Here is a 14,058-nt window from a genome sequence, read left to right on the forward strand (position 1 = left end):
TGTATTAACACACTTATCTGAGTCAATCTATAATTCTCTATATTAAGGTAGTTTTATTTAGATACTCATCTGGATTATCTGCATACTATCGGCGTTTATCAGCTTTTATTGGCAGTTATTCATTCATTATTTGAAATTTTTACATAAGTCTGTAGTATTATATTTTTAGGCAAATTTTTTGTTTTTAAATTACAGTAAACTCCAACACAATCACCCTAATAGGTAAAAGTTACTTTGGGTAAATAATCCCTGAATATGATAGTCAGGGAATAATAAGTTTTATTTATGTCAAATTCTTCAATCAGTATAACCGTCAAGTTATTTGCTGCTTATCAAGAAGCGTATGGGACATCAGAACTAGTATTAGAATTTCCCAACGGTACACCAGTGAAAGCAGTATGCGATCGCTTGATTAGCGATCGTCCAGAACTAAAACAATTTCGAGACATCACCCGGTATGGGATTAATCTTATATTTGTGGAACCAGATACCCCTCTTCAAAATGGTGATGAAGTGGTATTAATTCCCCCAGTTAGCGGCGGTTAGTGGTCAACAGTCAACAGTCAACAGTCAACAGTCAACAGTCAACAGTCAACAGTCAACAGTCAACAGTCAACAGTCAACAGTCAACAGTCAACAGTCAACAGTCAACAGTCAACAGTCAACAGTCAACAGTCAACAGTCAACAGTCAACGTTTGATATCTTGACAAATACCAAATGCCAAATAATCAAAACAAACCAATTGTTTGGGTGCATGGAGACTGTCTGAGTCCCTACAATCCTGCATTGCAAAAATACCCTGATGTGCCAGCTATTTGGGTTTGGGACGACGATTTAATAGAAGAATGGCAACTCAGCCTAAAACGCCTCACCTTTATCTACGAATGCTTGCTAGAGTTACCTGTAGAAATTCGCCGTGGCAATGTTGCTCAAGAAATTTTAACCTTCGCCCAAGAGCATAATGCCAATTTAGTTGTGACAGTCACCAGTCCCAGTCCCCGCTTTACTGATATCTGCAAGTTGGTGAAATCGTCTTTAGCGATAGAAGTGCTAGAGGTAGAACCATTTTTTGATTACGACGGCTATATTGACCTGAAGCGCTTCTCACGCTACTGGAAAGTCGCCCAGAAATATGTTTGAGACTAGTTAGCTCAGACAGCTAGCTGTGTTGTCACTTAAGGGATAAAGTGGCCGAAATTAAAGGATAAAGTGGCCGCCTTAAAAACCTGCAATGCTTATTTTTGCGTCACCCTAATTTCGCCATACTTTACAAGCGATCACACTCAATTCTCTCAAATACGCTTCTGTCATAGGTTCTGTTCTGCGGCCACTTATTGCTTTAAAAACGGTCACTTTATCTTTTAAGCTACATGTGTTCTAAACTGAAACTAAGTTGTAAACACTCAATGATGACTCAAGTCACATTTAAGGTAGAAGCATTTTGGGACTCAGATGCACAAGTCTGGGTTGCAACTAGTGATGATGTGCCTGGATTAGTGACAGAAGCTTCTACGATTGAAGTTCTGACGCAAAAGTTACGAGAGATAATTCCAGAACTGATCATTCTCAACAAAATTGTTCATCAAAACTATGTAGGTTCTATCACCTTTGAATTAACCAGTCATCGCCAAGAGTTGATAGAGGTAGCTTCATAGATGAGTGTGTCATTTACTCCTGCGTTAGTACTTATCTTGTGCATCCAAGACTGTAATTTTGTACCACTACTAATTTTGGAACTCACTAGCAGAAATTGCGCGAATAATTAGAAAATAAATGCAGTTCGTCATGCTTACTACCTGGAAATGCCGACTAAACTTGCTGATGCACAAAATTTGCTTTCTGACCTAATCGCCCGCTACTCATCTCAAGTAGATTATTTGATGATCCGCCTGGAAGAAGCAGAAGGTACAGACATCTTATTGCGTGGTGATAAAGTAGAAACACTAAGCGAGGGTATCTCCATTGGTGGACATATTCGCGCTTGTTATAAAGGTGGGTGGGGTCTAAGCTGCTTTAATCAGCTTTCGACAATTACAGCACGGATTGAAGAAGCGATCGCAGCTGCACGCATGGTGGGAGATGAAGAAACCATACTAGCCCCCATTGAACCGATACAAGCAATATGCAGTCTACCCTTAACCGGGACAGACCCGCGCAAAATTTCTCTGATTCAGAAAAAAGAATTGTGCGATCGCTATTCTGAGTTACTCAAAAGCGTTGATCCCCGGATTAGTACTACTTCGGTACGCTACGGTGATAGTTCCCAAAAAATCATCCTGGCTACCTCAGAGGGAACATTTATTGAGCAATCTTGGGTGGATATGGAAATGCGCTTCGCCGCCACTGCAAGAAACGGCGAAACTGTACAAACAGGAAGAGAAACTACTGGTTCTCGCAAAGGCTATGAAGACTTAACTCATTTAGACGCACAAGTTAAAAATGCAGCCGAAAGAGCGATCGCAGCTTTATCTCTACAGTCAGTTAAGGGCAATACTTATACTGTGGTTATTGACCCCATATTAACTGGTTTGTTTGTTCATGAAGCTTTCGGGCATCTTTCGGAAGCAGACATGGCTTACGAAAACCCCGATTTATTGGAAGTCATGACAATCGGACGGCGATTTGGCCCAGAAGAACTACAAATTTTTGATGGTGCTGCGCCTCCAGGACATCGTGGTAGTTATTTTTACGATGATGAAGGTACACCAGCCACCACCACCCAACTCATTAAAGATGGATTTTTGGTAGGAAGATTACATTCTCGTGAAACCGCAGGCAAATTAGAGGAACCACCTACAGGCAATGCACGTTGTCTCAACTATCATTTTATGCCCATTGTGCGGATGACAAACACATGGATTGAACGGGGTACAACACCAGTTGTAGACTTATTTAGCCATATTAAAGAAGGAGTATATGCCCGTAATTGGCTAGGTGGCATGACAAATGGTGAAATGTTTACCTTTAGTGCTGGTGAAGCATGGATGATTAGAAATGGCAAAATTGCTGAACCTGTGCGTGATGTCACACTTTCAGGAAATGTTTTCCAAACTTTAGCTGATATTGAAGCCATTGGTGATGACTTTTACTGGGATGAATCTGGAGGTTGTGGTAAAGGTGGACAAAATGGTTTACCTGTAGGTTGTGGTGGCCCAAGTCTACGAATTCGAGATGTAGTAGTTGGAGGCGAAGCTTAAAAAATTCATAATTTGTAATTAATAATTCAGTTTGAAACATAGAATTTTAATTACGAATTACGAATTAAAAATTACGAATTAAAGGCATATTTACCTGCACCAATTAGCAAGCTCTAAGCTATGCTTTTAAGCATAGGGTAAACACATTTTATTTTTAGCTGTTCTCACTATTCAGAACGGTTTGCATAATTTTCATGACATAGTATTCATGGAAATTTTTTGACATTGGTCATGCTTTGCGTAAATCCTGTTGAGTTTTGATTGGCATCAACTAACAGAGGGGAATTCTACAATCAAAACGCTTTTGTTCTGTTGTTAAACAGCATTTAGCGTGAGAGGTATTTAATTGTGGATAACGCTTCCAAGACGCAAAGCAATGCCAGTATTCCCCTACTGAGCAGATTAAGTTTAAGAGTTACAAAAAAAAGAGTATTTACTAGCTTAATTTTATTGTTGGCTGGCATCAGTTTGGGTAGTTTCTGGTTTTACAACAGATATAAAGTTGCCAATAAAATGGTAGCCAAACTCCAAGAATTATCTAACGCTGAGTATCCAGGAAATCCAGCATTATTGAGCAAAAACTATCAAAGATATTCTAACCGCAAGTTAACTATTATCAAGAGAGATGATACTCACTTCGATTTTGTACTAGAACCAAACAACAAAACCACAGCAAAAATAGTCATTAAAAATATTGACCTAAAACTCTTAGTACCCAAGACCCCAGAATGGCTCAAAAAAGATAAAGATTTAGCATTAATTACTTTGATTGAGCGTGAATGGAACCGACAACAGGTAACTTTTCCTGCTAATTCAGAAAATATCGAAATCATCGGTGGTGATGGTTTTGAACAACAAAATCTCACTGAAATTGCCTTAACTAACAATTGCTTAAATGCTGGTTTTTGGGAAATTGCCCTTTTCACTAAAGAAGATAGCAATAAAACTCTTTACTATCAAGGTTGGTTTGATTTTCCCATAGGGCATTATAAAAATATATTTGAAAATGCCAATAAAATTTCTTATTGGGATTATTGGTGGAGATTAGAACATTGGCAAGAACCAAGCGGTGCAATTATTAAGAATAATCTACTCAGAAATGTAATTAATGAAAAGTTAGCTTTAACTAATTTCCCTCTGGATGAAAAGATAATATCATCGGGAGAACAGAGCAGAAAAGTACGCACCACGCTGACAAAAAACCTCACCACTTGGAGAGATTTTTATAGCAATCAGCAAGAAATTCAATTTGCAACTTTTCGTACCCCAGGATTTTATCAGCCAGAACAACCTTGGAATACCCAGTACTGGAGAATCGGTAAATTTGAAAAAGCAACATTGCGGAATATTAAGCCAATTAATAGCCAATCAACTTTACAAGAAATCGAGTTACTATTTAGCGATACGAAGACAGGTGAAAAAAATAGATTGTTGATTGGCGGTGTGAACTTCAAAGATTTGCCAAAGTTGGCAATATCGGATTATACCAAAGGCTTATCTATGCCATTGGGTATCAGCTTACCTCCATTTTTCCAAAGCTACGAAGATTTACAAAATAATCATCCAGATGAAAGTCCCTTCTTTAGCTTTTTGGTAGATTCTCAAAATAGATGGATTAATCATCATCAATTAGGGGTTGATGGTTCAATTATGCATCTGGATAAAGATAACCCCAATTTATTGCATCTTTATTTACTTTCCTATGAAAGGAATACCTTAATTGCACACTTTCTCGTAAATCTTGAATAAATGATGCATAACTAATAAGATAGCCGAATTATGAAATAATTCGGCTATCTACTGCTTTTATAAAAAATTCTGAGTTTACTCAAATTTCAGTCCAATTTGACTTGCTTCACTAAAGCTATCCACATATCAGATGGATTTGAGTAATAATCAATTTCTTCAACTTGATATTGATAAGGTTGACAGCCAGACTGTACCAGAATGTAATCGCTGGGTTTAATACCTTTTCCTGTACCAGTCATGTAACCACCTAAGCCTCCGTGTAATTGATCAAAGACATAGTCTCTACCACGGACTAATTGGCTATAATCATGTATTTTATGCTTTTGTTTTGATTCATTTAATATAACAAGCATTGGTAAGAACCCACTTACTAAACTGAAGCTGAAATTAAGACCTGTTTTAATAAGAGACATAGTGAGTTCTCCGCAAGGTTACTTTGATAACGAGGGTCGTAACAAGGTTTTAGAACACTAAGCCGAGAGAAGATTGTGTATGAAATCTAATTAGGGAATAACCTTGAAATTTATTGAATTACAAACAAAACAATATCCTATAAGGGCAGCAATTACCCCATATAGTTTAGTTAGTCTTGCTTATTTTTTTGGATAAACCTTAACCTTTAATTCAGCTAAGGAATATCTAACCCAAGTTTTATCTGCACCCTATAAAAATGTAAACTAAAAAACAATTAGCATTTTTTTAACCAGGTAAAAATAATTCTATACTATTATTTAGAATTATTTTTCTCAAAAGTAAATTAGGGCATATATTTTAACTTGTTACAATTTACACTATTTGTGATACTAAAGCTCCATAGTTCATAGAAACCAGAAGTATCCAATCTGTAACTAGCTAATTATCTACCCTCAATATAGAATGCGCTCTTAATAAATAGTCTACATTAAGAGTAATCTCGCCGTCTACTGTAAAATTACGAAGATATTGTGTAGATTTGATTGATATTGAAGTTTTTTATGTGGAATATTGGTCTATTAATTAATCTACCAGTATCGAATATTTTGCCACTAGCGATCGCATGTATTTTAAGCAACAAAAATCTTCTATTTGGAGCTATTTGCTTTCAGTGCCTCGTCTACGTGCTTAAGTAATGATTCTACGGAAAATGAGTTATTTAATACATAATCTGCTGTAGCCATTTTTTCTTTAATGGGCATTTGGCTAAGTATTCTAGCTTGTGCCTGTTCCTTGTTTAAGTGATTTCTTTGTATTAATCTTTGCATCTGCTGTGATTCGGAACAATACACTACCCAAATTTCTGTCACTAAATTAGTCATGTTCGCTTCAAACAACAGAGGTATGACTAATACTATTGTTGGTGCCGAGGATTCCGCAATTTCTTGGAGGAAGCGATCGCCTACATACGGATGAATCAAACTCTCTACCCAATGGCGTTCCTCTGAAAGATGAAAAATAATTTCGCCTAACTTTTGGCGGTTTAAGTTACCATCTGGTAGTAAAATCTCTGAGCCATAACGTTGAGCGATCGCACTCAGAATCGGTGAACCTACAGACACCGCATCTCTAGCATAAATATCTGCATCTAATATCGGTAGATTGTAAGCACTAGCTAAGTAATTAGCGACAGTACTTTTACCTGTAGCAATACCTCCAGTTAGTCCAATAATCCGTTTGTTCATTTGTCATTTATTCGTGTTGTCTTGTCGCTTTATCGTGTGGTTTGGTGTTTGGTGTTTAGGATTGGTATTCTATATCTTCCCATTACCAATTACCAATTACCGATTACCTAGTCCCCAATCCCTAATCCCTATTTTTCGCCCAATTAATTAAAGCTTGAGTTAAGCCATCTAAAGTATATTCTTCGGCTTCTACATCTACGCGTCCAATTAAAGAATGACAAGTTTTGGAGGTTTGGGGGCCAATGGAAGCAATACAGACTTCTGCTAAGATATCCAAGTGATTGGTAAATCTACTACTAATTAGTTGGCAGAAAAACTGTACAGTTTTAGAACTGGCAAAAGTAATTATATCTACTGAGTGATTTTGCAGAGCTAATTCGGCAGCTTGGGGAATAGTACTAGGACAGCAAGACTGATATGCTGCAACTTCTATGACTTCTGCATTCTTAGCAGTTAATTCCTTCACTAAAACTTCTCTACCGCCGCTTTCCACTCTAGGAAATAACACCTTTTTCCCCGCTAGATTCTCTGGGAAGTTTTCTACTAAAGAATCTGCAACAAAATTAGGGGGAATAAAATCGGGTTGTAAACCTCGTTGTTTGAGACTTTGGGCAGTCTTTTCGCCAACGACAGCAATTTTAGTATTGGCTAAAGTACGTGCATCTTTGCCCTGTGCGGTTAATCTATCAAAAAAGTAGTCTACTCCATTGGTAGAGGTGAGAATTAACCAGTCGAATTGAGGTAAATTAGCGATCGCACTATCCAAAGCTTCCCAACTCGAAGGGGGGCCAATTTCTAAAGTAGGCATTTCAATTACAGTAGCACCTACAGCTGTGAGGCGATCGCAAAATTGGCTTGACTGTCCAACTGCACGGGTGACTAAAATTGTTTTACCACAAAGAGGGAGCTGAGAGTTGCCTGACATAGTAGAAGGGCTAAAAGTTTGGGCTAAAGTTAAATTCTCTGAAGATATTGTCTCAGGTTGTAAGTAATTGCGTAGCCCCACCACCTCACCAATTACTATCACCACAGGCGAAAGAGATAAGCCAGCCGTCTGTTCGAGAATATTACCCAGTTGGGCTACCCAAATTTGTTGGTTGGGAGTACCAGCCCAACGAATAATTGCAATTGGTGTCAGACGCGATCGCCCTTGCTTAATCAGGCGATGTACAATCTCTGCAAGATGCTGTCCACCCATCAATATCACTAAGGTTTCCAGCCGTGACAGTGCTTCCCAATCTAAAGCCTCTGGTTCATGGGCTGTCAAAACGGCAAAGCAACGGCTTAAAACTGGATCTGTCAGAGGAATAGCTGTAAGTAAAGGTGCAGCTAAAGCCGAAGAAATTCCTGGTACTACTGCAAATGCACAGCCAGCAGCTTTCAAAGCTTCAATTTCCGCCGTACAGCGCCCAAAAATAAACGGATCGCCTGACTTTAGTCTAATAACTCGTTTTCCTTGCTGACAATAGCTAACTAATAACTTGTTAATCTCAGCTTGGTTGGTGCTGGGTTTACCGCCACGTTTACCGACATCTACCTTTAAACAATCAGGCGGTACAAGCTGCAATAATTGCTCATCTACCAGGGCATCGTATACCAACACCTGAGCTTGCTGCAAAAGATTGTAAGCTTTTACCGTGAGGTATGCCACATCTCCTGGCCCAGCACCGACAAGGTAAACTTTACCCATTGCATCAATCATGGCTGAGATTTTTTACTGATATGATTTCCTTTAAATTACTCTTACAGATTTTGCAGCTAAATCAACGAATTAGTACCAAAAATCTGATGTGCAAAATTGAAATCAATTAATTTGTGAGTTAATCTTTTGCAGCAATTGCTCAATACGCTCAACCATCTCCTGATTATGCTCAGATTGAAATAACTCTCTAGCTTTTTGCAGATTGGCAACCGCTTCATCTCGTTGGTCTTGTCTGCTGAGAGACACACCCAAATTATAATAAGCGAATGCAGAGTTCGGATCTAGACTTAGCGCCTTTTTGTACTGAGCGATCGCTTCTGGAATTTTGCCTTGATCAGACAGCGCATTTCCCAAAAGGCTATACCCAAAAGAATTTTGCGGCTTGAGGTTTATAGCTGCTGTATATTCCACCACAGCCTCTTCCAGCTTACCTTGATCTTGGAAAGCACTCCCTAAATAATAGTGCGCTGCTGCATATTGCGGATCGATTTTAAGCGCTTGTTGATATTGGGCGATCGCTTCTTGCGTTTTACCTTGATCGTACAAAGCATTTCCTAAAGCTGCATAACCTGCTGGGTTTTTCGGTTCCAAGCGAATAGTTTCTTGATAATGGGCTGATGCTGCTGCCAATTTTCCTTGATTATATAGAGCATTGCCTAGCCGATAATGAGCCTCAGCATCATCAGGCGCAAGCCGAATCGCTTGTTGATATTCTGCGATCGCTTCATCTAAACGCTCAAGCTTTGTCAAAGTCAAACCCAGATTTAAATAAGCTTCAGCATCGTTAGCATCAATACTAATAGCTGTTTTATAACTAGCGATCGCTTCTTTACTTTTACCGCGATCGTCGAGAACATTTCCTAACCCAATATAAGCTTTAGCATAGTTGGGTTCTAATTCAATCACTTTCCGAAAAGCGGTTTCTGCGCCTTGTAAATCTCCTTGAATATAGAGACTAATTGCCTTTTCTAAGCTAGCGATCGCGGCTTTATTCTTAATTGCTTTTGTTTGATATGAGTTCTGCCATTTTGCTAAACTCCTATCCAAATCCGTTGCTAATACAGCAGTCGTCTGAGTCAAACATAAGCCTATAATTACCGCAGGCAGCAGAGTTCTGATATTTAACATTTTTACTACTTTACCTACATTCTAGTTCAGCTTATCCTGTGTATCTCACAAACAATTTTTACCGTAAAAACTTTATATAAATTTAATTTTGTATATTTTGTATATTTTTAACTAAATATTGATTTTTATATTTTTAATTAGATGTTTTTAGCATCTTAATCAATTGAAAAAATAATTTGATGAATACATGATTATCAGCGTACAAATGTGCGCCTATAAAGATAATTGATGTATACCAAATATTATTAAACTGGTACGATTTCCTACCCTAAGAAAAATTGCTGCACGTATATATATTGTATGTATGAAAAATAGATTAGTCTGATGGGTTATACCCCCTATAAATAGATAATAATAGGGGCACAAAATTTTGTGCCCCTAACGATGTACTTCATTTACCTGAAATACGCTGTAAATTAAACCGAAAAATTACTTAGCTTACTTCTCACGCCACGCAAGCATTACGAATTACGTAGCGCTTTGCGCTTCCCGAAGGGTATTACAAATTAGTAATTACTACTTAGATTTAGCATTCATTTTTTCTAAAACCTGGGCAACTTTCTCAGCCTTTTCTGGTTGACGTTGTTTCCGCAATAAATCTTGTGCTATTTGCAAATTAGCCTTAGCTGCTTCTCGCTGTTCTTGCTGCATTAACACATTTGCTAGACGCAAGTAAGCTTGGGGATTTTTCGGACTGCGAAGAATCACGTCTTCAAACCATTCTTTTGATTCTGCAATTTTACCTTGCTGATTTAAAGTATCTCCTAACAGCAAGCGCACCATATCATTAGTGGTATTACGAGCAATTACCTGGCGAAAAGCAGCTTCTGCGCCTTGATAGTCTTGCTGCTGATAAAGATTGACACCTTTTTGAAATAAATTCGAGGTAATCAAAGTTTTGACAGCAAAATAAATTAGTAGAGCAATGCTAGAAGCTACTAAAACAACGGCAAAAATATCAATGGTATGAAAATTATTGAGCATTTTTTTTAAGCCAAAAGACAGGCGATCGGAAAAATCAAATATTCGATGAAAAACAGCTTCCAGATAAATTGGTAGAATTGAGCGATCGCACTTTTTTCTTGCAAGTCTACTCCCAAACTCCGCACCCACAGAACACACAGCACTACTAGGTGGGTAATTACCAAAAACAGGATGTTAACCGAGGCTAAACGCAACACACCCACTAAAATCATCCCCACATAACAGATAGTGAGTACCCCTAGCGCCAGATTAAACACAGCTTGCGGCCCTAAGTGAATAGTCAAAGTTCTGATATTGTACAAGCGATCGCCTTCCATATCGGGCACATCTTTAAAAATTGCGATCGCAAATGTAAACACCAAAATAAATACTGTTAGCACCCAGACTGTAGCGGGAATAGATGTATTCTTTTGTGCTAACCAACTAAAGTGCAAAAATAGCCCTAAATTAACAATCGTTCCCCGCACCGAAAAAATACAGAAAGCTGCCCAAAACGGAAACCGCTTCAAGCGAATTGGTGGTAAAGAATAAGCAGTACCAATCGCCAAACTAATAGCCACCATACCAAATAGAAATGGCCCAGATAATGCAGCAATGACTAGCGCCAAAACACCAGTAATCGCCACAATTATCTGTCCCTGTTTTTTAGAAAAATCCCCTGATGCTAGTGGTAAATGCGGCTTATTAATCTTATCAATCTCAATATCTTCTAGTTGATTCAGCCCCACAATATAAACATTGCCGCACAAACAAGCAAACCAAGTTGCTAAAACAGCAGAAAAAGCATAATTGCTATTTCCCACAGCCACAGCAATTAAATACAAAGCCAACACACTCAAACTCGTACCAATAATTGTGTGTGGACGAGAAAATTGCCAAAAAGCATCAAGCCAACGACCCCAAACACCAAAAGGCTTTTGCCCAGAATACTGATTCATAAATAATTTTTCGATGCCAAATCTTCAATATAGAATCTTGGGTGAACAAAGAACTAGTACCGCAACGCGGAAATCAATCTCCCTAATCTCCCTAATCCCCCTCATCCCCCTCATCTACCTCATCTCCCAATCCCCATTACCCCTTATCCCCAAAGGGGGCCCCGAGTTCCCCAATCCCCAGTCCCCATTACCCCTTATCCCCAGAGGGGGCCCCGAGTTCCCCAATCCCCCATTCCCCATTCCCTCACTTATCCCCGCACAATAACCCAAACCGAATCAAACCACTCTGATAGCCTCGACTCATCAAACCTAGAGATAGCGCCCCGACAATCGTAGTCCAACCCGCAGTTAATAAACCCCAAATTGCTTTAGGTGTAAATGCTGAATCAATCACAAAATCCCAAAACGGGGCTACAGCTTTTGACCAATCAGCCGTGCGAACATTTTTTAAGGAAATTTGATTAGCGATCGCAGCATACTCTGGCAGTGAAATTACGTAGGGTAAACAATACACTCTGTAAATATCATGTAAGTGCTTGCGTTCATCATCGGTCAGTGGTGCATTATCAATTGGGCGATGACACCAAGTCACCATAATCAACTTTCCACCAGGTTTCAGCACTCGGTAGCACTCTTGTAGAAACTTGATTTTATTGGGCATATGTTCGCCACTTTCCAAAGACCAAACCAAGTCAAAGCTATTGTCAGCAAAAGGCATTTCTTGAGCATCTGCGACCAAAAATTGACTTCTATCGCTCAAATTCAACTTTTGGGCACGTTCTGTAGCCCTATTCGCCTGTACTGGACTGAGAGTTATTCCTGTCGCCTTAGCATGAAACTTTTCTGCCAGGTATAGCGAACTCCCACCAATACCACAGCCTACATCCAAAATATTCTCTGCTGTTTCTACTTCTGCCCAATGGAGTAATTCCTCAATTAAATCAATTTGCGCCTGACGACGGTCTTTTTTCTCAGTACCGTCTGGCCCGTAATAGCCGTGATGCATATGTTCGCCCCAAATCTCTTCCCAAAGACCAGAAGATGCATCGTAAAACTGCTGAATTTGTTGGTACAGTGTTGTGCTCATGAAGAAAGCAGTGTTATGACAAAGCAGAACTGAAATAAACCTACTCGTAGGCTACCATGTGTGTTTTTAATTAAAGAAGGGTATTTTTGGTTCCGAAGAGGGAAAAGCCTATTTATACCTCTGGGTATAAATAATTAATTGGACTGTGAACGGCTGTAAAATATTGGAATTGATTACAGTCAGCCCCCAGCATTCTCAGTAATTGAGAATTTTTTGATTTGGAATTTTAAATTATTTATGACTGTTGCCCGAACAATTTGCTTAGGATTTTTGGCGGTCATTACTGTAGGTACTCTCCTACTGATGATGCCTTTTTCCACTGCTAGTGGTAATTGGAACGATCCAATTGTGGCGCTGTTCACCTCCACATCCGCAGTTTGTGTAACTGGTTTATCGGTAGTTGATCCTGGGACTTATTTTTCCTTTTGGGGCCAATTCTTTATTTTGCTATTGGTTCAGATTGGTGGTTTGGGCTACATGACAACCACCACCTTTCTAATTTTGCTGATTGGGCGCAAGTTTGACTTAAGAGACAAAATTGCAATTCAACAAGCTTTAGATCGACCAGGGATGAGTGGTAGTAACCAAGTCATTCGCTCTATTATTGCCACTACCTTAATTTTTGAACTCACTGGTGTCTTCTTACTAATACCAGCATTTGTCCCCACTTATGGTTTGGATCAAGGGCTATGGTTAGCAATTTTTCATAGCATTAACTCTTGGAATAATGCAGGTTTTAGCCTATTTAAAGATAACTTAATTGGCTATCAGACATCGGCTCTAGTAGTATTCACCGTTTCCGGCTTAATTATCTTTGGTGGGATTGGTTACCAGGTAATTTTGGAAATGTACTTTTGGTTACGCGATCGCCTACAACAAAAAACACAAAAACAAATTTTCTCACTAGATTTTAAAGTTGCTACCAGCACAACTTGCATACTTTTGTTTATTGGGACTATTGCATTTTTAGCTATTGAAGCCAGAAATCCCCAAACCTTTGGAGGTATGAATTTACCTGACAAATTGTTGTCAGCTTGGTTTCAATCAGTAACGCCAAGAACTGCTGGCTTTAACACCATCGATATCGGCAAGATGACCACTGCTGGTTTATTTATCACAATTGCACTGATGTTTATTGGTGCTAGCCCTGGTGGTACAGGTGGCGGTATCAAAACTACAACTTTAAGAGTTCTCACCAGTTGCACGCAATCAATTCTCCAAGGCAAAGAAGAAGTTTTATTATATGAACGTAAGGTAGCAATATCTTTAATTCTTAAAGCTGTTGGTGTGTTAGTTGGATCTGTAGCTACTGTAATTTTATCGACCGTTTTAATTTCCCTCACAGATCCCAAGTTAGATTTCATTCAAATTTTGTTTGAAGTAGTATCTGCGTTTGCAACAGTCGGGCTTTCCACAGGGATTACTGCAACTGTTTCCACCGCCGCCAAACTAGTCTTAATTGCCACAATGTATATTGGAAGAGTTGGTGTATTGCTCCTCATGTCTGCTATCCTTGGAGACCCACGTCCTACCAGAATTCACTACCCTGAAGAAAATCTATTAGTGGGATAGTTGAAGTTAATAGATAGGCAAAAAGTCAACTCCAGTTGCTAC

General features: G+C 38.9%; 14 protein-coding genes. 7 read left to right on the forward strand and 7 right to left on the reverse strand.

Annotation, left to right across the window (positions count from 1 at the left end; all coding sequences use genetic code 11):
• The first annotated feature begins 285 nt into the window (after window positions 1-285).
• From HG267_RS22475 to HG267_RS22500, 6 genes are all read left to right on the forward strand, one after another.
• Complete coding sequence (locus HG267_RS22475; protein WP_045868063.1) at window positions 286-546, forward strand: MoaD/ThiS family protein; 261 nt, start codon at window positions 286-288, stop codon at window positions 544-546.
• Window positions 546-770, forward strand: a complete 225-nt coding sequence (locus HG267_RS22480; protein ID WP_081583887.1) for a hypothetical protein — start codon at window positions 546-548, stop codon at window positions 768-770. Before HG267_RS22475 ends, HG267_RS22480 begins: the two co-directional genes overlap by 1 nt.
• The gene (locus tag HG267_RS22485; protein ID WP_045868064.1) at window positions 719-1,141 is read left to right on the forward strand and encodes a DNA polymerase; all 423 of its coding nucleotides are present in this window, start codon (window positions 719-721) and stop codon (window positions 1,139-1,141) included. Before HG267_RS22480 ends, HG267_RS22485 begins: the two co-directional genes overlap by 52 nt.
• A gap of 269 nt (window positions 1,142-1,410) precedes the next feature.
• Window positions 1,411-1,656 (forward strand): DUF1902 domain-containing protein, encoded by a 246-nt coding sequence (locus HG267_RS22490; protein ID WP_045868065.1) that lies wholly within the window; start codon window positions 1,411-1,413, stop codon window positions 1,654-1,656.
• A 147-nt stretch (window positions 1,657-1,803) separates the two neighbouring features.
• Window positions 1,804-3,198, forward strand: coding sequence for a TldD/PmbA family protein (locus HG267_RS22495; RefSeq protein ID WP_045868066.1), 1,395 nt, complete (start codon window positions 1,804-1,806; stop codon window positions 3,196-3,198).
• Window positions 3,199-3,546: 348 nt separating this feature from the next.
• Complete coding sequence (locus HG267_RS22500) at window positions 3,547-4,947, forward strand: hypothetical protein (RefSeq protein ID WP_235623004.1); 1,401 nt, start codon at window positions 3,547-3,549, stop codon at window positions 4,945-4,947.
• An 86-nt stretch (window positions 4,948-5,033) separates the two neighbouring features.
• On the opposite strand, the gene HG267_RS22505 is transcribed toward HG267_RS22500, so the two are convergent.
• The 7 genes from HG267_RS22505 to HG267_RS22535 all read right to left on the reverse strand — a co-directional run bounded on the left by HG267_RS22505 (window position 5,034) and on the right by HG267_RS22535 (window position 12,444).
• Window positions 5,034-5,300: a hypothetical protein gene (locus HG267_RS22505; RefSeq protein WP_228045725.1), complete on the reverse strand. Its 267-nt coding sequence runs from the start codon at window positions 5,298-5,300 to the stop codon at window positions 5,034-5,036.
• Between the two features lie 708 nt (window positions 5,301-6,008).
• Window positions 6,009-6,605 (reverse strand): dephospho-CoA kinase, encoded by a 597-nt coding sequence (gene coaE, locus HG267_RS22510; protein WP_045868069.1) that lies wholly within the window; start codon window positions 6,603-6,605, stop codon window positions 6,009-6,011.
• Between the two features lie 121 nt (window positions 6,606-6,726).
• Entirely contained in the window at window positions 6,727-8,307 is a 1,581-nt protein-coding gene (gene cobA, locus HG267_RS22515; protein WP_045868070.1) for a uroporphyrinogen-III C-methyltransferase, read from the reverse strand.
• Window positions 8,308-8,409: 102 nt separating this feature from the next.
• On the reverse strand, window positions 8,410-9,435 hold the full coding sequence (locus HG267_RS22520; protein WP_052335060.1) for a tetratricopeptide repeat protein: 1,026 nt from the start codon (window positions 9,433-9,435) through the stop codon (window positions 8,410-8,412).
• Window positions 9,436-9,951: 516 nt separating this feature from the next.
• Complete coding sequence (locus HG267_RS22525; protein ID WP_045868071.1) at window positions 9,952-10,419, reverse strand: tetratricopeptide repeat protein; 468 nt, start codon at window positions 10,417-10,419, stop codon at window positions 9,952-9,954.
• A gap of 5 nt (window positions 10,420-10,424) precedes the next feature.
• Entirely contained in the window at window positions 10,425-11,357 is a 933-nt protein-coding gene (locus HG267_RS22530) for a homogentisate phytyltransferase (RefSeq protein WP_045868072.1), read from the reverse strand.
• Between the two features lie 244 nt (window positions 11,358-11,601).
• Window positions 11,602-12,444 carry a methyltransferase domain-containing protein gene (locus HG267_RS22535; protein WP_045868073.1) on the reverse strand — a complete coding sequence of 281 codons (843 nt, stop codon included), beginning with the start codon at window positions 12,442-12,444 and terminating at the stop codon, window positions 11,602-11,604.
• A gap of 237 nt (window positions 12,445-12,681) precedes the next feature.
• Between HG267_RS22535 and HG267_RS22540 the strand changes: the two genes are divergently transcribed.
• A complete protein-coding gene (locus HG267_RS22540) occupies window positions 12,682-14,016 on the forward strand; it encodes a TrkH family potassium uptake protein (RefSeq protein ID WP_045868074.1) in 1,335 nt (444 codons plus the stop codon).
• Window positions 14,017-14,058 lie beyond the last annotated feature (42 nt).

Origin of the sequence: Tolypothrix sp. PCC 7601, from assembly GCF_025677855.1 — a bacterium.
In the GTDB taxonomy this organism is placed as follows: domain Bacteria; phylum Cyanobacteriota; class Cyanobacteriia; order Cyanobacteriales; family Nostocaceae; genus Aulosira; species Aulosira diplosiphon.